Origin of the sequence: Microbacterium keratanolyticum (assembly GCF_016907255.1) — a bacterium.
Classification (GTDB): Bacteria; Actinomycetota; Actinomycetes; order Actinomycetales; family Microbacteriaceae; genus Microbacterium; species Microbacterium keratanolyticum.
In genome coordinates this window covers 1633853-1656701 of sequence record NZ_JAFBBQ010000001.1, presented here as the reverse complement: position 1 = coordinate 1656701, position 22849 = coordinate 1633853, and the positions used below count along the sequence as shown (strand labels likewise).

Below are 22849 nucleotides of genomic sequence, written 5' to 3'. Positions count from 1 at the left end.
TCATCTGCTTACGTCGAGGATGACCTTGAGGGCCTCCCCGCTGTCCATCGCCGCGTACGCATCCGCGACCTCACTGAGCGCGTACTCGGCCTCGACGAGAGGCGCGAGGTCGAGAACCCGGGACCGCACCTCTTCCACGAGGCCTGGCAGGTAGTGCCGCGCGGGCGCCACTCCCCCGACGAGCGAGATCTGTCGGGCGAACAGCCGCATCGGCGCGATCGGTGTCACACCGTGCGGCACGCCGACGAAACTCATCCGTCCGCCGTCCCGGACGAGCTCCAACCCAGAGGCGAAGGATTCCTCCACCCCCACGCACTCGATCACACGATCGGGGCGACGAGCACCGGTCGATGCGAGCACGCTGCCCACGGCGTCATCTCCCCGATGCGTGAGAAGAACGTCAAGCCCATAGTCGGATGCCACGGCGAGCCGCGCCGGATTCTCACCGACGACGAGCACGCTGCCGGCGCCCTGGCGGCGTGCAGCGATTCCCGCCGAGATGCCGACCGCACCGTCACCGATCACGACGACCGCGTCACCGTCTGCGATCTCGGCGAGAGTCGCGCCGTGTGTGCCGGTCGCGAAGACATCCGTCACGGGCATGAGTGCCCGTGCCAGAGCTCCGTCGAGCTCGTCGGCAGCCCACGGGAGTCGCACGAGGGTCGCGTCGCCGAAGGGCACGCGGATGCGCTCGGCCTGCCCGCCACCGGCATCCTTCCCCCACATCCCACCCCGCGCGCACAGCGAGGTGAGACCGCGGTCGCAGGCCTCGCAGTCGCCGTCCGAGAACAGGAAAGGCGCGATCACCGCGTCGCCGACGGCGAGCCCGCGGACCTCCGCGCCGAGCGCGCGCACGACCCCGAGGAACTCGTGTCCGCTCGTCGACCCGGGCGTCTTCGCCACGAGACCGCGGTACGGCCACAGATCCGACCCACAGACCCCGGCGAAGCGGATGTCGACGATGACGTCGCGCGGGTCGACGATGACAGGTTCAGGCACGTCGGCGACGACGACCCGTCCGGGTTCCTCCAGCAGCGCAGCGCGCATGGTTCTCCTTCGAACGTCAGGAAGCGACGAGAGCGGGCTGCGCGAGGGCGCGCAGCTTCGTGATGGGGAAGCGTCGGTTCACGGATGCCGCGGCGACCGGCACCCCATCGACGCTGTACTGCAGCAGAAGCGAGTTCTCGTGCCAGGACCCGGCGATGACCTCCGGCTCGACATCAATCGGAATCTCCCCGCAGATCTTGAGGTCGAGCCCCCACTGCTCCGTCCAGAAGTACGGCGCCGGAACGTACTCCGCCGCTTCGTCGCCGTGGAGCAGTGCTACCGCCGCGACCCGCGCCTGATCGATCGCGGCACCCCAGTGCGGGGTGCGACGTTCCCCGGTCCGCGCGACGTCGCCGATCGCAACGATGTCGGGGGCGATTCTGCAGCGGCTGTCGACGAGAAGACCACGCGGATCCGCGAGCCCCGCAGACGCAAGCCATTCCACGTTCGGCAGGTCGCCGACAGCACTGACGACGACGTCGGCGGCGCGCGTCGCCCCACCGACGGTGCGCACCCCCTGCACGACGTCGTCGCCAATGAGCTCGATGCCCTCGGGAGCGACCACGAGGGAGACTCCGGATGCTTCGGCGGCCGCCGTCATCCGCTCGGTGAGGTAGGTGCCGAACTGCCGGACGAGGTGCGGAACGAGATCGATCACGGTGACGTCAAGACCGAGGTGCCGGGCGGTCGACGCGACCTCCATGCCGAGGAATCCGCCGCCGATCACGAGCACAGAGCGGGCATGTGCCCAGCGGGCTTCGAGCGCGAGCGCGTCATCGATGCCGCGAAGCACAGTCTCCCCGGCACCATCCGCACGCAGTGTGCGTGCCCGTGCCCCCGTGGCGATCACGAGGCCGTCATAGGGGAGCGACTGTCCGTCGGCGAGACGCACGGTCCGCGCGTCGCGATCGAGGGCGACGGCGGGTGTTCCTCGGAGCAGCTCGACATCCGCGGGCAGCGCAGGGAGAGTGACGGAGTCGAGCGTCTCGGTCTTTTTGAGCACGCCCTTCGAGAGGGGCGGTCGCGAATACGGCGCGTGCGGCTCGTCGCCGACAACGGTGATGCGCCCGGTATGACCGGCTCGACGCAGGGCGTCAGCGGCCGTGACCGCTGCAATGCCCGCGCCCACGATGAGGATGTGCTCCATGGTCATTCCGCGACGGCCACGGCTTCGAGGCGCAGAGCGGCGACGGGGCAGACGCGCACGGCGGCCTCCGCATCTGCGATCGCCTGTGCGGTCACCGGATGCGCAAGAGCGTGCAGATAGCCCTCATCGTCGAGTTCGAGCAGCGCCGGCGCCGCCTCGGTGCAGAAGCCGTAGGCCTCACAGCGGGTCTGGTCGATCGTGAGAGGGAAGACCTCGATGTCGGAGCCCATGATCAGCCTTTCGTCGGTGAACGGATGCGACGGGCTCACCGTCGTGCCGTCAGCCTATGAACGAGGAGGGCGGCGACTCATCGGACCTCAGTCCAACATCCCCTTGCTTGTATCCGACACCGTGTCGCAATACGATCGGGCCTGATCGGATTGGCGTCTCACTCGGCCGAGGCCTCGCGGGCCGTGGTGAACTGTTGGGCATGGGCGAAGAGCAGCAGATCCTCATTCCTGCGGAGATCCTCCGCAAGTTCGAGGACGGGGATGACGCACGCCACACCTGGGTGAGCGCGCTGCCGTCGATCGCCCACGGTCTCGCGCGGCGGTGGGATCTTCGACCAGACGGAGCGATCCGTTCGGGTGAGGCGGGGATCCTCGTGCCCGTGCGCCGTTCCGACGGGACGCAGGCCGCGCTGAAGCTGCAGGCTCCGAGCCCAGAGACCCGGGCAGCCATTCTCGGCCTCGCCCGATGGGACGGCCGCGGAGCGGTTCGACTTCTCGACAGCGACACCGAGCAGGGTGGAATGCTGCTGGAGCGCCTCCACGGCGATCGCAGCCTCGAAACCATCGACGACGATGACGTCGCGATCCGCATCGTCGGTGACCTCCTGACGCAGCTGCACGGCGTTCCAACCCCCGATGGTCTCCCCACCCTCGCGGCGATCCTTGCGGAGATGATCGACGGCACGCCTTCGGCGATGCGTCTTCTCGACAGCGAGGATCAGTCTCGGATCGATCGATGGGTACGCAGGATCGCCGAGGTCGAGAGCGAGCCCGGCACTCACCTCCTGCACTGGGATCTGCACTACGGCAATGTCCTCGCCGCAGACCGCGAGCCCTGGCTGGCGATCGATCCGGAGCCCCTCGTTGGCGACGCCGGGTTCGATCTCTGGCCTGCCCTGGACAGCGGGTGGAGCGCGGATGGCGGCGACGCCGACGCGCCCCGCATCGTGCGGCGCCGCTTCGACATCCTCACGGAGATGCTCGCGCTCGACCGTGACCGTGCGGCCGCCTGGACACTCGCCCGCCTGCTGCAGAACACGCTGTGGGACATCGAAGACGGGCGCCGCGCCATCAGCGGCCCCGCGAAGACGGTGGATGACGCGCTCCGCACCTTCGGGGCGTAGGTCGACTCCTCAGTCGAGCAGGCCCGCGAACTGCGCGATGCGCAGACCGGCATGCAGGTCCAGGCGTGCCGAGCCGTCATCGAGGCGGACACCCGACACCGCACTGGCCCGCTCGAGCCGGTGATAGACCGTGCTGCGCGCGATCCCACGTGAGGCGGCCACCGCCGCCGCGTCGCCCCCGCGATCGAGGAACGCGAGAAGCGTGTCAGCGAGGTCGAGCCCACGACTGTCGGCGAGCAGCATCCGCACGCTCTTCGGCAGATCCTCGTGCCGCACGAGTTCCAGCGGGATGCGCGCAAGCAGGCGCTCGACGCCCAGGTCATCCCAGCGCACGAAGCTGCCGTGCTCGGTGTCACCGCGGGACGCGATCCGCGACGCCAGCACCGCCTGCCGCCACGACATCGCCGCCTCCGCCAGGGGCAGCGCGGGGCCGACGCCCACCGCGATTCCCGGGTGCTCGCGCAGGGCATCAAGGGGAAGATCTTCGGCGACGATGAACGCCAGCACCCCGCCGACCTGCGCAGCGAGTGCCCCGGGAAGCAGACCTTCCGCGACAGCGGGAACCGTGCCATCTGCGCGCACGGAGATCGCCCGAGAGGGCACATCCGCCGCCAGACCGTCGTCCTGCAGCTCGCTGACCGAGACCTGCCCGGCGATCAGACGACGCACCAGGTCTGAGCGATCATCGGCGCTCGCGCGCGCGTGCAGCAGCTGAGCGATCGCGTGCACGCGGGGGCTGCCCTCGGTGCGACGCACCTGTGCGTCATCGTTCTCATCGAGCCAGCTGACGAAGCCCATCAGCACGTCGTCGACGCGCAACGGGAGCAGGATCCGCAACGGGACCCCCGGCACCGCGGGGGTCTGCACCGGCCCGCGCGCCTCACGCACTCCTGCAGCATCCAATCCCTGCCGCACCGACTCGCGGGGCGAGCCGCGCAGGATCACACCCGCACGCGAGGGGTCGGCGTCGACACTGTGCGGGGTGAACGCGACGACCGAGTACTCGGCGTCCAGCAGCACCAGCGGCGCCCCGATCTCGTCAGCGAGTATCGCAAGCTGTTCTTCGACGCCATCGTGCATAGCTCCCCACCCTGTCACAGATCAGAGACCGACCCCTCGATTCTCGGGGCGGGGACGTGCTGTCACTACGGTGCCTAGACTCGAGAACGTGTGCACAGTGATGATCGATGTCGCTCATGACGGCTCGTCCCGTCTGCTGGCGGTGCGGGATGAAGACCCGCAGCGCGCATGGGACCCCCTCGGCGAGTGGTGGCCCGAGACCTATCCCGGTGTCATCGGCGTGCACGACCGCCGGGCCGGGGGCGCGTGGCTGGCCGCCGACCCGAACTCCGGTCGGCTCGCGGTGCTGCTGAACCGCGCCGATGTCCTGGAGCTCGCCGACACCGAGACGCTCTCGCGCGGTTCGCTCGCGCTCGAGTCCGTGGCGGGGCGTTCGCCCGAGGGGCCCCAGCGGATGCACGGGTTCAACCTGCTGGAGGTCTGGGCCGATGGCGCTCGGGTCCTCTCGTGGGATGGCGTCGACCTGCGCGAGATGCCGATCGACGCGGGTGTGCACATGATCGCGCACGACGACCTCGACGACCCGGAGACGCCCCGCATCGCGCGCTGGCTTCCGGAGTTCGCCGCACGCGCCGACGCATCGACGACGGATGAGGAGTGGTGGCACCCCTGGGTGTCACTGCTCGGCGATTCCGCGCGACTGAATCCCGAAGACGACCGTGCGATCATCCGCGACAACCGTCCGCACGGCTATCCGACGCTCTCCCTGCTCTACGCTGTCGCGGAGGTCTCGCCGACCGGCGTCACCGTGCACGATCGTGCGCTGACCCGCCCCGGACACTGGGACTAGGCGCGGATCTCACCGAGACGCCAATAGCCCGAGAAGGTGATCCGGCTCTTCGCCACACCGCGATCGGCGACCAGATGGCGCCGGATGTTCTGCACGCCGACCCGCTCTCCGCACACCCAGGCGTAGTCGATCTCCTCAGGCAGGGCGCTCTCCCGCACGGCGGCCTCCAGTGCAATGCCGGGCTCGCCGACGCGATCGACCCACTGCACCGGCGCGGCCAGTTCCATGCGGTCTCGGGGATCCGCCGTCTCGATGAAGACGAACGGCTCCGGTTCGTCGAGTGTCGTCTCCAGAATGCGTGCGATCGCGGGGAGCGACGACTCGTCGCCGATGATGACGCGGCTGCGCGCGCCGTCGGGCAATGCGTAGAGCGCGCTGCACTCGCGCACACCGAGCACGCTTCCCGGGCGGGCACGCAGCGCGAATCGCGACCCCGGTCCCTCGTCGCCATGCACGACGAAGTCGATGTCGAGCTCGGAGGCCTCCGGTCGGTGCTCCCGGACGGTGTACCAGCGCAGATCCGGACGCACATCCTCCGGAAGCTCCGCGACCGCCGCGCGAATCGCCGCGGGATTCGAGGCATCGGGAAGCACGAGCGGATCGGCCTCGGTGCGCGGCAGGATGAGACCCAGATACTCGTCAGGGCCGACCGTCTCGTAGTTCGCCAGCTCGGGAGCATGGATCGTGAGCCGTCGCAGGTGCGGCGTCAGATCGATCACGGCCGTGACCTCCGCCCGGAAGATCCGGCTCACCTCGCGCTGCGGACGCTGCGGCGCACGTTCCTCGCGCTCTCGCACCTCGGTCTTGTCAGGCACGGGTTCTTCCCTCTCTCCACAGCAGCCAGAGGAAGAAGGCTCCTCCAGCCGTGATCGTCACAGCCCCTGCCGGCAGCGGCGCGGGGAAGGCATACAGCGCGATGAGGTCGCTGACGAGAAGCAGCATCGCGCCGACGAGCGCGGATGCGGCGAAGCTCGGCGTCTTCGTCAGACTGCGCGCGATGTGCGGGGCGACGAGCGCGACAAAGGAGATCGGCCCCGCCGTCGCGACGGCGACGGCGACCAGGAGCGTCGCCGCGACCAGGAGCAGCCAGCGAGCCCGCGTCGTGCGCACGCCCAGCCCGATCGCGATGCCGTCGCCGAGGGCCATGACCCGGGCATCCGCCGACTTCCAGATGAGGAGCGGAGTGATCAGAGCGAGCGCGATGAGCGCCGGAATGAGATCCGACCAGCTGCGGCCCTGCAGCGAGCCGACCAGCCAGGTCTGCGCCGTGGTCGCGCTGGCCACGAAGACCTGTGACAGCACGTAGTCGACGATCGCCATCGCGATCACCGAGAGCGCGATGCCGGTGAGGATGAGCTGCACACCGTGCAACCCGGATCGCCAGGTCAGCAGGACGATCACAGCGGCGACGACGATCGCTCCGACCGCGGCGCCGATCGCGGCCTGATCGACAGAGCCCTCGAGCACCAGCATGACCAGAACCGCGCCGACCGCGGCGCCACTGCTCACGCCGACGACGTCGGGGCTCGCGAGCGGGTTGCGGGTCAACCCCTGGAAGATCGCGCCTGCGACGGCGAGGCACGCGCCTACCGTCATCGCGACGAGGGCTCGCGGCAGCCGCCGCCCGAGGACGAAGAACTCCGTCCGCCGATCGGGCGCCTGCCCTCGCAGCGTGTCGATCAGGGCGGCCGGACTCACGACGTAGTCGCCGAGCATCAGAGCGGCGACCAGGAGCAGCGCCAGAGCGAGCGCGAGCACACCGACGACGATCGCCGTGCGGCGGTGATAGCGCAGCGACCAGCCGCGGCGGGTGCGGAGTACGCGCTGCTCGTCACCCAAGACGTGCCGAGGCGCGACGATCGGTCGCTCCGTGGTCGTCATGAGAGCACCCCCCGGCGACGGCCGCTGACGATCGCGATGAGCAGCGGGCCTCCGATGAGGGCGGTCACGACACCGACCTGCACCTCGGCCCCGTTGCCGATCACGCGGCCGCAGACGTCGGCGACGAGCAGCAGAACGGGCGATGCGAGCAGCGCGAGCGGGAGGATGATGCGCAGATCCGGCCCGACGACCCGGCGCAGCAGATGCGGGACGAGCAGTCCGACGAAGGAGATCGGACCGGCGAGCGCGGTCGCGGTACCGCAGAGCAGGGTGACCGCGAGGAGCACCAGCAGGCGCACAGCTCCGGGGCGAACTCCGAGTGCGATGGCACTGTCGTCACCGAGCGCCATCATGTTCAGCGACGGTGCGATCAGGAGCGCCAGGATCGTCCCGACGACGACGAATCCGATGAGCGGCAGCGCGTCCTCGACGGGGCGCGCCGTGAGCGAGCCCACACGCCAGAACCGGAAGCTGTCGAGCACGGTCTCGTTCGACAGCACGATGGCCTGCGACGCCCCGGCCAGCACGGCGGAGAACGCGACGCCGGCGAGGGTGAGTCGCACAGGCGATCCCGCCACGACCCGGCTCGTCGAGAAGGCGAAGATGACACCGGCTGCGAGCGCGGCGCCCGCGAGCGCGAACCAGATGGTTCCACCCGCGCCGAGCGCCGCGAAGGCACTGAGCCCGACGACGACGCCGAAAGCGGCACCGGCGTTGACGCCGAGCATCCCGGGGTCGGCGATCGGGTTGCGCGTCAGCGCCTGCATCAGGACTCCGGCGAGGCCCAGCGCGACACCGCAGATGAGCCCGTTGATCGTGCGGTTCACACGGAGCGTGCCCACGATTCCGACGACGTTCTCATCACCGATTCCGAGCAGTGAGAGAGCCACCTCATCGATCGCCACAGCGCGGGCCCCGATCGCGAGGCTCAGGATGACAGCCGCAACCAGCGCGATGCCCGCGATGACGAAGGGCAGCGCACCGCGCCCGATGCGCTGCGCGGATTCCGCGAGGATCGGTGGAGGAGCTTGTCGGGTAGGCACGTTTGGTTAGCCTACCCAAACTGTCTAAGATCATGTGACTGTGAACAGAACTTCGCGCACCCGCTCCCTTCTCGCCGCTGCTTCGTCCGTCATCGCTCTCGCGCTCGTCGCGACCGGATGCAGCAGCGCTCCCGCCCCGTCCGAGGCCGAGCCCGCTGCGGCCAGCACCTCGTACACCGTGACCGATGCGATGGGCGAGGTCGAGTTCGACGCCGTTCCCGAGCGCATCGTCGTGCTCGACTCCCCCGCCCTCGACGCGCTGGTCGCTCTGGGCATCACGCCCGTCGGCGCTCCCGAGGTGCGTGCGGGTCAGGGCTTCCCCGCCTACCTCGCCGATGAGCTCGACGGCACCGAGACCGTCGGCAACATCTCCGAGCCCGACATCGACGCGATCGCCAACCTGGCACCCGATCTGATCATCGGCTCGAAGGTGCGCCACGAGGCCATCTACGACGAGCTCAGCGCAATCGCACCGACGGTGTTCGCGAAGGACTCCGGCACCAACTGGACCGAGCAGGCAGAGCTGACGGCCGCCGCGGTCGACCAGTCCGCCGAGATGGATGGCCTCCTCGCACAGGTGTCCGAGCGGGCCGCCGAGGTCGGCGAGGCCGTGAAGGCCACCGGCAAGACGGCGTCGATCGTCCGCTTCCGCACCGACAACTTCCGCCTCTACGGTCCGGGCACGTTCTCGGGCTCGATCCTCGCCGACATGGGCTTCGACCTGGGTGAGCGCGACTGGAACGAGTACTCCATGATGGAGCTCAGCCCCGAGCTCTACGAGCAGATCGACGGCGACATCGTCTTCTACACGACGCCCGGCGGCGACCCGTCTGCGACCAGCTACGCCACGATCTCGACCCTGTGGGGCGGCCTCCCCGGCGTCGCATCCGGCAACGCCTTCGGCGTCGACGACGACACCTGGATGGTCGGCATCGGCGTCATCGGCGCCAACCTGATCCTCGACGACATCGAAGATCAGCTCTCCTGAGCACGGAGGGGCTCCTCATGCAACGATGAGGAGCCCCGTCTTCTCACCCGAACCACCATCAGGAACCCCGTGAACCCGACGACGCCCGCCCTCGAAGCGCACGAGCTGACCGTCACCTACGACCACACCCGCACGGTCGTGAACGGCGTGAGCATCGAAGTGCGACGGGGGTCATTCACGGTCATCCTCGGCCCCAACGCCTCGGGCAAGTCCACCGTGCTGCGCGCACTCGCCCGCGTGCTGCATCCCGCCTCCGGCGAGGTGCGCTTCGACGGCCGCGCGATCGCCGACTACGGGTCGAAAGAGCTGGCCCGTCAGCTCGGGCTGCTCCCGCAGGATGCGATCGCACCGGAGGGGATGCGCGTCGTCGACCTCGTCTCCCGCGGCCGGCACCCGCACCACACGCCGCTGCGCCGCTGGAGCGCAGAGGACGACGAAGCGACGCGTCGCGCCCTCGAGGCCACGCGCACGAGCGATCTCGCGCAGCGGCGCGTCGACGAACTCTCCGGCGGTCAGCGGCAGCGCGTCTGGGTCGCACTGCTCCTCGCCCAGCAGACGCCCGTCCTGCTGCTCGACGAACCCACCACGTTCCTCGACATCTCCCACCAGTACGAACTTCTCGATCTGCTGCGCACTCTCAACGACGAGGGCAAGACGATCGTCGCCGTGCTGCACGACCTCAATCAGGCCGCGCGCTACGCCAGCGACCTGATCCTCATGCAGGACGGCCAGGTGGCAGGCACCGGCTCACCGCAGGAGCTTCTCACCGCCGAGCGCATCCGCGACGTCTTCGGGCTGGATGCGCTCGTCGTGCCCGACCCGGTGACCGGTACGCCCATGGTCATCCGCCGCTGACGGCCCGATGCGCGCACCCCTTCACGCGATCGAGCGTGCGTACTACGCGATCGACATCTCCGCCTCATCCGCGCACGAGAACCGCGCACGGTACGCCGTGGGCGTCGTGTCGAGCACGCGCGTGAAGTTCTGACGCAGCACGGCGGCAGAACCGAAGCCGCACTCATCGGCGATCTGCTCGATGGAGAGGTCCGTGCGCTCCAGCATCCGCTGCGCCTGGATCAGACGCTGTCGGGTGAGCCAGGCCGCCGGCGTCGCGCCATACTCTGCTTTGAAACGACGAGCGAAGGTTCGCGGTGACATGTGCGCGTGGGCCGCGAGGCGCTCGACCGACAGGTCATCGCGCAGATTCCCCACCGCCCAGGTGGCGATCGGCGCCAGGGATGCCTCTGCGTCGTGCGGAATCGGACGGTCGATGAACTGCGCCTGCCCGCCGTCGCGCTGCGGGGGAACGACCATGCGGCGCGCGATGCGGTTCGTCGTCTCGGCACCGAGCTCGATCCGCAGGAGCGACAGGCACGCGTCGATGCCCGCCGCGGTGCCTGCACTCGTGATGATGTGGTCGTGGTGCACGAACAGAACATCCGGGTTGACGTCGATCTGCGGGTATCGGCGGGCGAGCTCACCGGCGTACATCCAGTGCGTCGTCGCACGACGCCCATCGAGCACTCCCGCCGCGGCGAGAGCGAACACCCCGCTGCACTCGCTGACGATCCAGGCGCCGCGCGCGTCGGCCGCGCGGATCGCGTCGAGCACTCGCTCATCGACCGTGTCCCACATCTCCCGAGGAAAAGGGCACACGACCACGACATCAGCCTCGTACGCAAACGACAGATCGTGCTCGACGTTGACCGAGAAGCCCATCTTCGACGGCACGACACCGGGTTCGGCCGTGACCACGCGGAAGTCCAGCTTCGGGATGCCGTCATCGGAGCGATCGAGGCCGAACACTTCGCACGCGATCCCGAATTCGAACGGTGAGAAGTGCGGCTGGATGATGCACGCGACGGTCTTCATGAGCAACCTCACATGATTGGCGGATTTCCTACGTTCATCGTCATTCCTGCCACTCGTGGCCGTTCTGCGCTGAACGTAGTGTTTCTGCCATGGTACTCATCATCGCACTCACCGCACTAGCCCTCTGGGGACTTGTCGGCACCGTGCGCGCACTGCGCACGGATGGCTATCGAGCCCTCCCGACCGATCCCCAGCGCGAACACGCCTAGACCGCCGGATCTGCTCAGGCGCCGCGTGCCTCACGCAGCACGCGCTCGTACACCTCGATCATCGCCGCGGTCCGCGAGGACTGCGTGAACTCCGCGACCACCGCAGGATGCGGCGAAGGCGCGGTGCCCGCGCGGATGTCGGCAGCGGCGATGCGCAACGTCTCGGCGAGCGCCGCAATCCGCGCGGCTTCGTCCGCACCGACATCCGGAACCGCCCACAGCCCACCGCGCAGCTCCCCCGCGATGTCCGGGTCGCTCACGATCGTCGGAGTGCCGAGGGTTGCGGCCTCGAAGGGCGTCATCCCCTGCGTCTCGAATCCGATCGAGGTCTGCACGACGGCATCCGCCCGCGCTACATGCAGGAGCACATCGCGGTAGCTGACCCGACCGGCGAAGCGGATGCGTGTCTTCGTCGCACGTGCGGCGATCCGCTCGGCCGCGCGCAGCTGGCCCCCACCGCCGATGATCTCGACATCTGCATCGACCTCGGAGGCCACCACCGCTTCCAGGAACGGCAGGAGACGCTTCTCCGGACTCATCCGCCCGAGCCAGATGAACCGCGGGCGTCGAGGCGCAGCATCCGTCACGTCCTTCGCCACCTCGGCGCGCACCTCGGCGAGCATCTCGTCGTCGATGCCGTTCCAGACGACCTCGACCGGCGAGAAGACGCCGTTCTGCTCCAGGCGACGCGCGAAGTGTCCCGACGGCGCGGTCACCGCGCGCGAGCCCGCGGCGATCCCGCGAAGGTAGGCCCACCCGTCGGATCCGGCACCGCCTCCGACCGCTCGGCGGCGCCAGGCGTTGAGGACCCACAGCACCTGGCGGTGCAGCGGCGTGACGGCGGCGATGCCGACCTCGACCCGATTGTGCATCGTGTGCACGACCGGGATGCCGTGCCGCCGGGCGAAGCGGTGTCCGATGAACGCACCCCAGAAGTCGGCCTGCACATGGACGAGATCCACGGGTGGAAGATCACGGAACGCCAGGTCGAGGTACACATCCGTGCGCCGACCCGGCCAGCTCATCGAGTATTCCCGGTCGAGCGTGATCGGCATCGACGGCAGGTTAAGGTAGCCGGAGTCGCCGGCACCGAGCGCCGCACGGGGGCCGTGCATGCGTGGCGCGACGACCGTCACCCGGTGCCCTGCGCGCTCCAGGTAGGTGCGCTGCAGCCTCATCGACACCTGCGCCCCGCCCAGCGACTCCAGGTGCTGGTCGCCGAAGAAGACGACGTGCACGGACTACTCCGGCAGCGGTTCGTCGCGGTACAGGGCCTCGAACGTGTCGAGCGTGCGTGTGATGTCGTGCACGGCCACACCGTCGAGCGATGCGCGCTGCATCCGCTCGTACTCCGCAGCATCCGCGGTCAGGACGGTCGTGAGGCGCTCAGCGAGCACCGTTACGTCACCGGGCGGGAACAGGTAGCCGTTCTCGCCGTCGTGCACGAGGTGCGGCAGCGCGACAGCATCCGCGGCGACGACCGGCAGCGCCGAGGCCATGGCCTCCATCGTCGCGATCGACTGCAGCTCGGCGATCGACGCGATCACGAACACCGAGGCGCGCGAGTACAGCGCGCGCAGCTCTTCATCGCTGATGCGTCCGTGGAAGGTCACCCGATCCGCGAGGCCGAGGTCTCGCGTCAGGTTCTCAAGGTTCTTGCGCTGGTCGCCTCCGCCGACGATGTCGAACGTGACGTCGAGCGCGGGGTCGAGCTTCGTCATGGCATGCAGGATCACGTCGATCTGCTTCTCGGCCGTGAGACGCCCCACGAAGATGATGCGGTTCTTCTCGCGCGGACCGACCACGGGCAGGTAGTGCGAGCGGTCGATGCCGCAGCTGATCGGGATGACTCCGCTGATGCCGACCGTGCGCTCGAGGAAGTCCGCGGCGCGACGCGTCGGCGTGGTCACGGCACGCGTCAGCGCGAAGGTGCGCGCCGCATCCGCCCAGGCCCACTTGACGATCTGCGCGTCCCACGCACGCGGCATGGCGGAGTGGTCGAGAAGGTTCTCGGCCATCACGTGGTTCGTGGCGATCACCGGGATGCCGCGCTCGTGCGCGATGCGCGAGAGGCCGCGGCCGATGATGATGTGCGACTGGATGTGCACGACATCGGGCTGAACACGGTCGAGCACGGCACGGGCGTAGTGCTTCGCGCGCCACGGCCACACGAAACGCAGCCAGTCGTGCGGAGCCCAGCGCACCGAAGGCAGGCGGTGCATCGTCATCGGCTCACCCTCGATGACCTCGGTGCGTGCGGCTGCGCGGCGGTACGCCGAGTTGGGTGCGGCGACGTGGACCTCGTGCCCGCGCTGGACGAGGCCGGCGGCGAGGCGCTCGGCGAACCGTGCGGCGCCGTTGATGTCGGGCGCGAAGGTGTCGGCGCCGATGAGGATCTTCAGCGGTCGGGTCGACTGCGCAGACTCGGATGAGGAGCGATGATCGCCGGGTGAGGTCACGTGGATGCTGCCTTTTCTGGCCCGCGGACAGGGAATGCGCCCAGGTTCGGGCGGACGTAACTCTACCTGAGCGCGCTGAGCGAGACCCGGTGCCACGACGAGGTGTGCAGAGGCGGTCGGCCGCTGCTCAGCCGCATCCTCTACCGTGGTTGTCATGCGCCTTGACGCCGATGCCGACCCCGCCCGCTGGATCCCCGTGACCGGATCCCTCGGATGGAAGGGACGCCGTCATCGCAAGGCGGCGATCGGGATGCTGCTCGGGCAGATGAACCAGGCCGCTGGCGCGACCCCGCGTCCGGGCTCCGGGTTCGCCGCCTGGGCGATGAGCCAGGCAGCGCCCCTCCTCATGCGGAAGGCCGACGGACGAGTTCTCGTGTGGACGTGGAAGGCCGAGCCCGAGCTCATCGTCGCGATGGCGACCGCCCAAGAGCTCACCCCGCAGCTGCGCACGGCGCGTGCCATGATGCCGATCGAGTACGACGACACGGAAGAGTTCCGCAATCCCTACCTCGGTGTCGGCGAGAAGCTCGTGATGGCCATGCCGCCCGAGCCGAAGACGCCGCCCTTCGTCACCTACACGTGGGACACCGGCACGCACCTCATCACTCTGCAGGCGGTCTGCGCCGACAAGGAGCGATTCGGCACCGTCATCGGCGCCGTCGACGAGATCGCGCGCACGCTGCGCACCGTGGAAGACCTCACGCTCGGCGAGACGCCCGGCGTGCTGCGCATCGATCCGGCGTAAGCCGTATGGCGAGGGCGGATGCTGTGCAGCATCCTCCTTCTATTCGAGGCCGTGCTCGGCGAGCCACTCGCGTGCCATGCGCACGGGGATCCGCGTGAGCCAGGCATCCGTGATGAGTTCGGCCAGCCGCTCGCGCTCGATGCGGTCCAGCCGCACGAGCACCGCCGAGTACCCCTCGAAGTGCGGGATCGTGAAGAGGAACTCCGGCTCCGCGGCGAGCAGCGCGTCCTTGTCTTCCAGGCTCTCCACGCGCACGGCGACGATCTCGCCGTCGGGCCACTCCTGCCCGATCTCGTCAAGCTGACGGAGATCCGACCCGTTCGGGCCGCGCACCCACACGACGGGTCCCCGCTTCGTGCGCCACATCGGCTCACCGGTGAATCCGCTCGCGCGCTCCTCGACCGTGGGCAGCGCGAGTGCGATCTCGCGGACGTCGTCGACGGAGGCCATATTCCATCGTCACACCGCGATACTCATGCCTCAATGCCTCTGCGCTTCGCGTCAGAAATTCTTCCGAGCGTCTTTTCGAAAATGTTATGGAGAATATCGGGCGGAATTATGTCGGTAAGTTGACGGAAAAAATCGGCGTTCCTAGCGTTGCACCCATGCCAATGCCCACTGGAGTGCATGCACTCGTCAGACGAACACACGAAGGCCGTGTGCTTCAGCTGCTGCGCGAGCACGGCGGGATGACCCGCGGTGAGATCGCCACCCACATCGGACTGTCCCGCACGACGCTCTCGGAGATCTCCGGAGACCTCATCGAGCGCGGCGTGATCTCGGTCACGCAGGATGCCGCGCCTCGCGCCGGCCGCGGACGGCCGGCCGAGATCCTCACGCTCGATCCCGCTGCGGGACAGTACGCCGGAGTCGACTTCTCGCACCGCCGCGTACGAATCGTGTTCGCCAACGCCGCTCACGAGATCATCGCCTCCGACAACACCGCCTACGACACCAGCGCGGACTGGCCCGCACGCGTGCGCCTCAGCCTCGACCTCATCGCGCAGATGAGCGAAAGCCCCGCCCTGCACCTCGACGGGCTGCGGGGCATTGCGATCGGCTTCCCCGGCCCGTTCTCCTCCCGCCTGCCGCGGCGCGACACCGAACCTGTCGCCGAAGCACGCCGCGCGGGCGCGGAGTACGTGCGCAGCGCATTCGAGTCCCACTTCTCGACGCCGATCCTCATCGACAACAACACCCGTCTCGCCGCCCTGGCGGAGGCTGCGGGTGATGTCGGCGCCCCCACCGAGCATCTGCTCTACCTTCGGCTCTCGGCGGGAATCGGCGGTGGCCTCGTGATCGGCGGACGCCTGGTCGGCGGCGCAGCCGGATTCGCCGGCGAGCTGGGACACATCACGGTTCCTGGGTCACAGGCTGACTGCGCCTGCGGCAAGCGCGGATGCCTCGAGACCGTCGCCTCCCTCGGCGGCATCCTCCAGCGGTGCGCCGACGCCGGAGTGTCGGCGACGACCCTGTCCGACGTCACCGCCGCAGCCGAGAAGGGCGACCCGCTCGTTCTGGGGATCCTGCGCGCCGTCGGCGAGTCCGTCGGGCACGTCCTCGGCTCGCTCGCCGTCGCGACGAACCCGGCGGAGATCGTTATCGGCGGCGAGGTGGCTGACATCTCTCCCGTGATCATCGAACAGATCGCGGCAACCGTCGGCTACGAGCTCGTCCCGTTCAGTGAGTTCTCACCCCGCATCCGACGCACGGTCCTCGGCGACGAGGCCGGTGCGATCGGCGGCATCATCGCGCTCCTGCGCAACTCCCCCCTGCTCGTCGGCTACGGCGAACTCCAGGGGGAGAGCGCACGCGCCGAAACCCTAGTGCGAAGGAGCACCCGCAAGTGACCCGTCCATCCCGAGGAGGAAACCCATGCCCTCGATGAGTGACAACCTCGTCACGGGGAGCACCCCCGAAACCGCGACATCCGCGAATCCTGTGCCGACGACCCGTGCGCGCGCCCGTCGCGAGAAGAAAGACACCGGCAAGAAGCGGATGCTGCTGCTGAGCACCATCAGTGTCGTGGCCGGCATCGGCATATGGTGGCTGCTCTCCGTCAGCGGCTTCCGCCTTCCGACTCCTGTCGAGGTCGTCGTCCGCGCCGGTGAGCTCGCCGCCGACGGCACGCTCGGCTCGGACATCGTCGCCAGCCTCACCCGCGTGCTGATCGGCTTCGCACTCGGCACGGCCGTCGCGATCCCGGTCGGCTTCCTGATGGGCTGGTACGCCTGGGCACGCGGGCTCATCGAGCCGTGGATCCAGTTCTTCCGCACCATCCCGCCCCTCGCGATCATCCCGCTGGCGATCGTGCTGCTCGGCATCGGCGAGGAGCCGAAGATCCTCGTGATCTTCCTCGCCGCGTTCTTCTCCTGCGTCATCTCAACCTTTCAGGGCGTCGTGAACGTGGATCGCACGCTCATCAACGCGGCGCGCGTGCTCGGCTCGAACGACGCCGGGATCTTCGTACGCGTCGTCGTGCCGGCATCCGTGCCCTTCATCCTCGTCGGCATGCGGGTCGGCCTCGGCGCCGCGTGGGCGACCCTGGTCGCCGCCGAGCTCATCGCCGCGCAGGCGGGTCTCGGATACCGGATGCAGCAGGCGCAGCTCTACTACGACCTCCCGACGATCTTCGTCGGACTCATCGTCATCGGCGTGCTCGGCCTGGTCATGGACCGGCTGCTGCTGCTCGCCGAGAAGAAGCTCACGAAATGGCAGGAACGTCGATGACCGCCCAGACCCTCGGCCCGCGCATCTCGGTCCGCAACGTCACCAAGACCTTCGACCTGAAGGGCGAGGCCTTCTACGCCCTCGACGACGTCTCGCTTGACGTCGCCGACAACGAGTTCATCACCGTCGTCGGGCCCTCCGGATGCGGCAAGTCGACGCTCATGAACATCCTCGCCGGCCTCGACTCGCCCACCAGCGGTGAGGCCCTCGTCGACGGCAAGGCCGTCCGCGGCCCCGGTCCCGACCGTGGGGTGATCTTCCAGCAGTACGCGCTCTTCCCCTGGCTGACCGTGCGCAAGAACGTGGAGTTCGGCCTGAAGACCGCCGGCCTCGGCGCCAAGGAGCGTCGTGCGAAGGCCGAGCACTTCATCGAGATGGTGGGGCTCTCCGACTTCGCGGATGCCCTTCCGAAGATGCTCTCCGGAGGAATGAAGCAGCGCTGCGCGATCGCTCGTGCCTACGCCGTCGACCCCAGCATCCTGCTCATGGACGAGCCCTTCGGCGCGCTCGACGCCCTCACCCGCGTGAAGTTGCAGGAGCAGCTGCTCGACACCTGGAGCCGTGAGAAGCGCACCGTCATGTTCATCACCCACGACGTCGACGAGGCCGTGTTCCTCGCCAACCGCGTCGTGGTGATGGCGGCCCGCCCCGGCCGCATCTACGACGTCATCGACGTCGACCTGCCCTACCCCCGCACGGAGGAGATGCGCCTCAGCCCGGAGTTCACCGAACTCCGCAACCGGGTGTGGAGCGCCGTCTACCACCAGACCCCCGGACACCGATCCACCACCGCTGTCGCCTGACAGCTCAACGCACAAGGAACCTCATGAACATCAGGAAATCGCGCCGCGGCATCGTCGCCGTCGCCGTCGCCGCTGCTGCAGCCCTCGCGCTGGCCGCCTGCGCCCCCGCCGCCCAGGCTCCCGCCGCGGACGGCGAGGGCGCCGCTCCCGCCGTCGAGTTCCCGAAGGTCCGCTTCGGGTACATCGCCGACTTCAACGGTGCGAGCCTGCTCGCGATCGCGGATGCCGAAGGCCTGTGGGACAAGCACGGACTCGAGGTGGAGACGCCGGTCTTCACGAACGGGCCGCTGCAGATCCAGGCTCTGGGCACGAACGACCTCGACTTCGGCTACATCGGCCCCGGCGCCATGTGGCTGCCGGCGTCCGGTCAGGCCGAGGTCGCCGCGATCAACAGCCTCGGCAACGCCGACCGCGTGATCGCACAGCCCGGCATCACCTCTCTCAAGGACCTCAAGGGCAAGAAGATCGCCGTTCCCGAGGGCACTTCGGGCGACATGATCCTCACGATGGCTCTCAAATCGGTCGGTCTCACGATCAACGACGTCGAGAAGGTCGCGATGGATCCGGCCACGGTCGTCGCCGCATTCGCCTCGCAGCAGGTGGATGCCGCAGGCATCTGGTACCCGCTGATCAACACGATCGAGGCGCAGGTGCCCGACCTTGAGATCCTCGCGGAGAACGAGGACTTCTCCGATGAGGTCGCATTCCCGAGCGCCTTCGTCGCGAACCCGTCGTTCACGAAGGCGAACCCGGAGGCCACGGAGGCCGTGCTCGCCGTGCTCCGCGAGGCGATGGACTTCCGCGCCGCGAACATCGACGAGACCGTCGAGCTCACCGCGAAGATGCTCAAGGGTGACGCGGCGGGCTTCGCCTCAGACGCGAAGAACGCCAAGTACCTGACCGCCGCCGAGCTCGACGCTCTGACCGAGGACGGCACGGTCGCCACCTGGCTCACGAGCCTGAACGAGTACTTCGTCTCGGCCGGAAAGCTCGACAAGCCCACCGACGCGTCGACGTACTACCTCGGCGAGCAGTTCGTCAGCGCCGGCAAGTAACACGAAAGTCCTGCGGGGCGGGTGGACTGCACTCCGCTCGCCCCGCATCAGCCCGACCCTCCTGGAACGAATGAGGAAGATGAACGACCAGAACCGCCGCCCCAACATCGTGTTGATTCTGACGGACGATCACGCGTCGCATGCGATCGGTGCATACGGTTCGGTGGTGAATGCGACGCCGCGGATTGATGAGATCGCGGCGGCGGGTGTGCGATTGGACAACTGCTTCTGCACGAACGCGTTGTGCACCCCGAGTCGCGCATCCATCCTGACCGGGACGTACAGCCACATCAATGGGGTGACGACGTTGGAGACGCCGATCGATGCGTCGCAGCCGACGTTCGTGTCGCAGCTGCGCGAGGCGGGGTATCGCACTGCGATTGTCGGGAAGTGGCATATGGGTGAGGGGCCAGGTCATGACCCGGAGGGGTTTGATTATTGGGCGGTGCTGCGGGATCAGGGTGAGTACTTCGACCCGCAGATCCTCACCGAGACCGGTGTGCAGATCGTGCCCGGGTATGCGACGGATGTGATCACCGACCTGTCGTTGGACTGGCTGGAATCCCTCGACGGGGATGAGCCGTGGTGTCTGCTGATTCATCACAAGGCCCCGCACCGGCCGTGGGAACCGGACGAGAAACACAAGGGCATGTATGCGCAGCCGATCCCGGTGCCGGCGACGTTCGACGACGACTATGCGACGCGTTCCTCGGCCGCGCACCGTGCGGCGATGCGGATCGCGGACCACCTCACCCTCACCGACCTGAAGCAGATGCCGCCGGAGGGGCTCACCTACGAGCAGGCCGCGCTGTGGAAGTACCAGCGGTACATGGAGGACTACCTCGCCTGCGTCGCGTCCGTCGACGACAACGTCGGCCGGGTCATCGACTGGCTCCGTGAGCGGGACCTGTTCGACGACACCATGATGATGTACACCTCCGACCAGGGCTTCTTCCTCGGAGACCACGGCTGGTTCGACAAACGGTTCATGTACGACGAATCCCTGCGCATGCCGCTGGTGATCTCCTACCCGGCCCGCATCCCCGCAACCGAGAAGCCGATCGAGCAGATCGTCACGAACGTCGACTTCGCGCAGACCATCCTCGACGCCGCCGGCCTCCCCCCACACCCGCGCATGCAGGGCCTGAGCATCTGGCCCCACCTCACCACCACCCCCGACGCCCCCACCCGCGAAGCGATGTACTACCGGTACTTCGAGAACGACGACATCAACCACCACGCCCTCGCCCACTACGGCATCCGCACCGAAACCCACAAACTCATCTACTTCTACAACGACGGCCTCGGCCTGCCCGGATCCTCCCCCCACACCTACCCACCCGAATGGGAAATGTACGACCTCGCCACCGACCCCGAAGAAATGCACAACGTGTACCACGACCCCAGCTATGCGAGCATTCGGGAAGAACTCACCGCACAGCTCTGGACACTGCAGGCCGAGCTCCTCGACGAACCCCACCACACCCAGTCCGTCCCGAGCCTGCTCTCCGCAGCGAACACGAAGAGCTGAGCACCCGCTCCGCATCCGCCAACGAGAAGGAGGGCGCACCCGATGGGTGCGCCCTCCTTCTCGTTCCGACTCAGCGGGTGATGCGCACGGTGCGAACCTCGAACGGGCGAAGCTTCAGTTCGCTGCCGACGCGGGCACCCTCCAGATCGTCTTCGATGAGCGTGACCTCGCGCACCTCGCGGTGCTCGAAGCCCACCTTCAGCGAGCCGACGGTGCGACGCCCGAGCGACTCGTAGACGCGCACGATCACATCGCCCGAGCCGTCATCGGCGAGCTTGACGCCCGAGACGATGATGCCTTCGCCCTCGACCGCGACGAGCGGCTCGACGTCGTTGCCACCGCGCACCGTCGTTGCCGGCGCGTTGAGCTCGATGCCCGCACGCGTCGCCTCGGCGACATCCGCGCCGATGACCATCCCCACCGTGATCACGTGCACGCCGTGGTCGGTGTCGGGGTCAGGGAAGCGCGGGGCGCGCAGCAGCGACAGCCGCACGTTCGTCGTGATCGCGTCATCCGCGACCTCGCGCGTGGTGTCGTACCCGTAGATCGAGTCGTTCACGAGTGCGACGCCGAAGTCCGCTTCCCGCACGAGCACGAAGCGGTGCATCGAGGTCTCGAACTTCGCCGCCTCCCAGCTCGTGCGCTCCCCCGGAGCGAGCGTCAGCGTCGGTGCGATCGTGGACTCACGCTTTAGTTAGTCACCGCAACCTGCCTCACCACGCCCCACCCCCTCGCCGGGCGGATGCCCCTCGCCTGCCAGAATGTCGCCATGATCTCCGCGTGGGCGCCGCCCCTCTCCCTGGCCGAGCACCGCGAAGCGGGCATGGCCGCCCGCAAGACGACACCGCGGCGCGCCCTGGCTGAGATGAACCCCGGCCGCCGCGATCCACTCGGAATCCTGTCCCGGCAGAACGCGGACCGCATTCCGGAGCTCGTCCCGTTGCGCATCGAGCGCATGGCCGCGAGTCCCTTCGCGTTCTATCGGGGCACCGCGGCGCTCATGGCCGCAGACCTCGCAGACGCGCCGCACAGCGGCATCCTGGTCGCCTCCTGCGGCGACGCACACGTGTCGAACTTCGGCTTCTACGCCTCGGCACAGCGCCGCCTGATGTTCGACCTCAACGACTTCGACGAAGCCGCCTGGGCGCCGTGGGAGTGGGACGTCAAACGCCTGGTGGCGAGCATCGTCATCGGCGGACAGGCCTCGGGACGTGCAGACAGCGTCGTCGATCAGGCTGTCCTCGCGGCTGTCACCGCGTACGCGCGCAACATCGCGCGCGCTTCCGCCCTCAGCCCTACCGAACGCTACTTCACCCACTTCGACGTCGAATCGACCACCTCGATGCTCGACCGCGCCTCGCAGAAGGCGACACGCGCCGCGGTGAAGCACGCCGTCAAGCGCACCGGCGAGCGCGCGGTGCGGAAGCTGACGGAAGCGGATGAGACGGGCCGCCTCCGGTTCATCCACCAGCCGCCGACGACGGGACCCGTCGAGCCGGAGATCCTGGAGCGCGTGCACGATCTCGTGGCGCAGTACCGGGTGACCGCGACGCCGGACGTCGCTCTCCTCTTCCAGCACTACGCGATCAGCGATGTCGCCCGTCGGGTGGTGGGGGTGGGCAGCGTGGGAACGCGCTGCTACCTGGTGCTCTTCCAGGACGGCGACGGCAACGCGCTGCTCATGCAGCCGAAGCAGGCGGCGCAGAGCGTGCTCGTCGAGTACGGACGGATCGAGCAGCCGCGCGAGATCAGAGACATCATCGCGAGCCACGGCGAAGGCGGTCGCGTCGTCGCGATGCAGCGCATTCTGCAGGCACTCTCCGATCCCTTCCTCGGGTCGCTCCGCGGGCCCACCTTCGACTACTACTCGCGCCAGTTCCACGACATGAAGGGCGGCATCGAGATCGAGGAGCTCGATGACGGCCCCTTCGTCACCTCTGCGCAGTCGTGCGCCGCGGTGATCGCGCGCGCCCACAGCCAGTCGGTCACGTCCGGTGAGGTCGCCGGGTACATCGGCAATGGCCGGGTCATCGGTCAGGCGCTCCTCGCCTGGGCGCGCGCCTACGCCGAGGTCTCACTCGCCGACTACGCGGCTTTTGTCGCGGCGCGCTGACG

General features: G+C 68.4%; 23 protein-coding genes. 11 read left to right on the top strand and 12 right to left on the bottom strand.

Annotated elements, in window-relative coordinates; translation table 11 throughout:
- From JOD62_RS07915 to JOD62_RS07905, 3 genes are read right to left on the bottom strand one after another with little or no spacing between them, the layout of a single operon-like run.
- A complete protein-coding gene (locus JOD62_RS07915) occupies positions 1-1047 on the bottom strand; it encodes a zinc-binding dehydrogenase (protein ID WP_204938747.1) in 1047 nt (348 codons plus the stop codon).
- 16 nt (positions 1048-1063) lie between these two features.
- Positions 1064-2194: an NAD(P)/FAD-dependent oxidoreductase gene (locus JOD62_RS07910; protein WP_204938746.1), complete on the bottom strand. Its 1131-nt coding sequence runs from the start codon at positions 2192-2194 to the stop codon at positions 1064-1066.
- Positions 2195-2196: 2 nt separating this feature from the next.
- Positions 2197-2424 carry a ferredoxin gene (locus tag JOD62_RS07905; protein WP_204938745.1) on the bottom strand — a complete coding sequence of 76 codons (228 nt, stop codon included), beginning with the start codon at positions 2422-2424 and terminating at the stop codon, positions 2197-2199.
- Between the two features lie 200 nt (positions 2425-2624).
- Here JOD62_RS07905 and JOD62_RS07900 point away from each other — a divergent pair, with 200 nt between their 5' ends.
- Complete coding sequence (locus tag JOD62_RS07900; protein WP_204938744.1) at positions 2625-3548, top strand: aminoglycoside phosphotransferase family protein; 924 nt, start codon at positions 2625-2627, stop codon at positions 3546-3548.
- A gap of 9 nt (positions 3549-3557) precedes the next feature.
- Here the strand turns inward: JOD62_RS07900 and JOD62_RS07895 are convergent, their stop codons facing one another.
- The gene (locus JOD62_RS07895; protein WP_204938743.1) at positions 3558-4628 is read right to left on the bottom strand and encodes a PucR family transcriptional regulator; all 1071 of its coding nucleotides are present in this window, start codon (positions 4626-4628) and stop codon (positions 3558-3560) included.
- A gap of 88 nt (positions 4629-4716) precedes the next feature.
- Between JOD62_RS07895 and JOD62_RS07890 the strand changes: the two genes are divergently transcribed.
- Entirely contained in the window at positions 4717-5418 is a 702-nt protein-coding gene (locus JOD62_RS07890; RefSeq protein ID WP_204938742.1) for an NRDE family protein, read from the top strand.
- Here JOD62_RS07890 and JOD62_RS07885 read toward each other — a convergent pair.
- From JOD62_RS07885 to JOD62_RS07875, 3 genes are read right to left on the bottom strand one after another with little or no spacing between them, the layout of a single operon-like run.
- The gene (locus JOD62_RS07885; protein ID WP_271171479.1) at positions 5415-6233 is read right to left on the bottom strand and encodes a siderophore-interacting protein; all 819 of its coding nucleotides are present in this window, start codon (positions 6231-6233) and stop codon (positions 5415-5417) included. The genes JOD62_RS07890 and JOD62_RS07885 overlap by 4 nt on opposite strands.
- A complete protein-coding gene (locus JOD62_RS07880; RefSeq protein WP_204938741.1) occupies positions 6226-7299 on the bottom strand; it encodes a FecCD family ABC transporter permease in 1074 nt (357 codons plus the stop codon). Before JOD62_RS07880 ends, JOD62_RS07885 begins: the two co-directional genes overlap by 8 nt.
- Positions 7296-8342, bottom strand: coding sequence for a FecCD family ABC transporter permease (locus JOD62_RS07875; protein ID WP_204938740.1), 1047 nt, complete (start codon positions 8340-8342; stop codon positions 7296-7298). The genes JOD62_RS07880 and JOD62_RS07875 overlap by 4 nt, the downstream gene beginning before the upstream one ends.
- A gap of 40 nt (positions 8343-8382) precedes the next feature.
- Here JOD62_RS07875 and JOD62_RS07870 point away from each other — a divergent pair, with 40 nt between their 5' ends.
- Positions 8383-9330, top strand: coding sequence for an ABC transporter substrate-binding protein (locus JOD62_RS07870; protein WP_204938739.1), 948 nt, complete (start codon positions 8383-8385; stop codon positions 9328-9330).
- Positions 9331-9399: 69 nt separating this feature from the next.
- Positions 9400-10185, top strand: a complete 786-nt coding sequence (locus tag JOD62_RS07865; protein WP_204938738.1) for an ABC transporter ATP-binding protein — start codon at positions 9400-9402, stop codon at positions 10183-10185.
- 42 nt (positions 10186-10227) lie between these two features.
- Here the strand turns inward: JOD62_RS07865 and JOD62_RS07860 are convergent, their stop codons facing one another.
- The 3 genes from JOD62_RS07860 to JOD62_RS07850 all read right to left on the bottom strand — a co-directional run bounded on the left by JOD62_RS07860 (position 10228) and on the right by JOD62_RS07850 (position 13876).
- Positions 10228-11202, bottom strand: coding sequence for a GlxA family transcriptional regulator (locus JOD62_RS07860; protein ID WP_204938737.1), 975 nt, complete (start codon positions 11200-11202; stop codon positions 10228-10230).
- Between the two features lie 223 nt (positions 11203-11425).
- The gene (locus JOD62_RS07855; protein WP_204938736.1) at positions 11426-12649 is read right to left on the bottom strand and encodes a glycosyltransferase family 4 protein; all 1224 of its coding nucleotides are present in this window, start codon (positions 12647-12649) and stop codon (positions 11426-11428) included.
- Positions 12650-12652: 3 nt separating this feature from the next.
- Positions 12653-13876 carry a glycosyltransferase gene (locus JOD62_RS07850; protein ID WP_407666013.1) on the bottom strand — a complete coding sequence of 408 codons (1224 nt, stop codon included), beginning with the start codon at positions 13874-13876 and terminating at the stop codon, positions 12653-12655.
- A gap of 148 nt (positions 13877-14024) precedes the next feature.
- On the opposite strand from JOD62_RS07850, the gene JOD62_RS07845 reads away from it, so the two are divergent.
- Positions 14025-14615 carry a hypothetical protein gene (locus JOD62_RS07845; RefSeq protein ID WP_204938734.1) on the top strand — a complete coding sequence of 197 codons (591 nt, stop codon included), beginning with the start codon at positions 14025-14027 and terminating at the stop codon, positions 14613-14615.
- 39 nt (positions 14616-14654) lie between these two features.
- On the opposite strand, the gene JOD62_RS07840 is transcribed toward JOD62_RS07845, so the two are convergent.
- Positions 14655-15065, bottom strand: coding sequence for an MmcQ/YjbR family DNA-binding protein (locus JOD62_RS07840; protein ID WP_204938733.1), 411 nt, complete (start codon positions 15063-15065; stop codon positions 14655-14657).
- 155 nt (positions 15066-15220) lie between these two features.
- Here JOD62_RS07840 and JOD62_RS07835 point away from each other — a divergent pair, with 155 nt between their 5' ends.
- The 5 genes from JOD62_RS07835 to JOD62_RS07815 all read left to right on the top strand — a co-directional run bounded on the left by JOD62_RS07835 (position 15221) and on the right by JOD62_RS07815 (position 20734).
- Positions 15221-16465 (top strand): ROK family transcriptional regulator, encoded by a 1245-nt coding sequence (locus tag JOD62_RS07835; RefSeq protein WP_204938732.1) that lies wholly within the window; start codon positions 15221-15223, stop codon positions 16463-16465.
- 25 nt (positions 16466-16490) lie between these two features.
- Positions 16491-17345 (top strand): ABC transporter permease, encoded by an 855-nt coding sequence (locus tag JOD62_RS07830; protein ID WP_239526599.1) that lies wholly within the window; start codon positions 16491-16493, stop codon positions 17343-17345.
- On the top strand, positions 17342-18148 hold the full coding sequence (locus JOD62_RS07825; protein WP_204938731.1) for an ABC transporter ATP-binding protein: 807 nt from the start codon (positions 17342-17344) through the stop codon (positions 18146-18148). Before JOD62_RS07830 ends, JOD62_RS07825 begins: the two co-directional genes overlap by 4 nt.
- A 23-nt stretch (positions 18149-18171) precedes the next feature.
- Entirely contained in the window at positions 18172-19203 is a 1032-nt protein-coding gene (locus tag JOD62_RS07820) for an aliphatic sulfonate ABC transporter substrate-binding protein (protein WP_204938730.1), read from the top strand.
- A 79-nt stretch (positions 19204-19282) separates the two neighbouring features.
- Positions 19283-20734, top strand: a complete 1452-nt coding sequence (locus JOD62_RS07815; protein ID WP_204938729.1) for a sulfatase family protein — start codon at positions 19283-19285, stop codon at positions 20732-20734.
- 70 nt (positions 20735-20804) lie between these two features.
- On the opposite strand, the gene JOD62_RS07810 is transcribed toward JOD62_RS07815, so the two are convergent.
- Entirely contained in the window at positions 20805-21398 is a 594-nt protein-coding gene (locus JOD62_RS07810; protein WP_271171541.1) for a glycoside hydrolase family 38 C-terminal domain-containing protein, read from the bottom strand.
- A 105-nt stretch (positions 21399-21503) separates the two neighbouring features.
- Between JOD62_RS07810 and JOD62_RS07805 the strand changes: the two genes are divergently transcribed.
- Entirely contained in the window at positions 21504-22847 is a 1344-nt protein-coding gene (locus tag JOD62_RS07805) for a DUF2252 domain-containing protein (protein WP_204938727.1), read from the top strand.
- Positions 22848-22849: the final 2 nt, after the last annotated feature.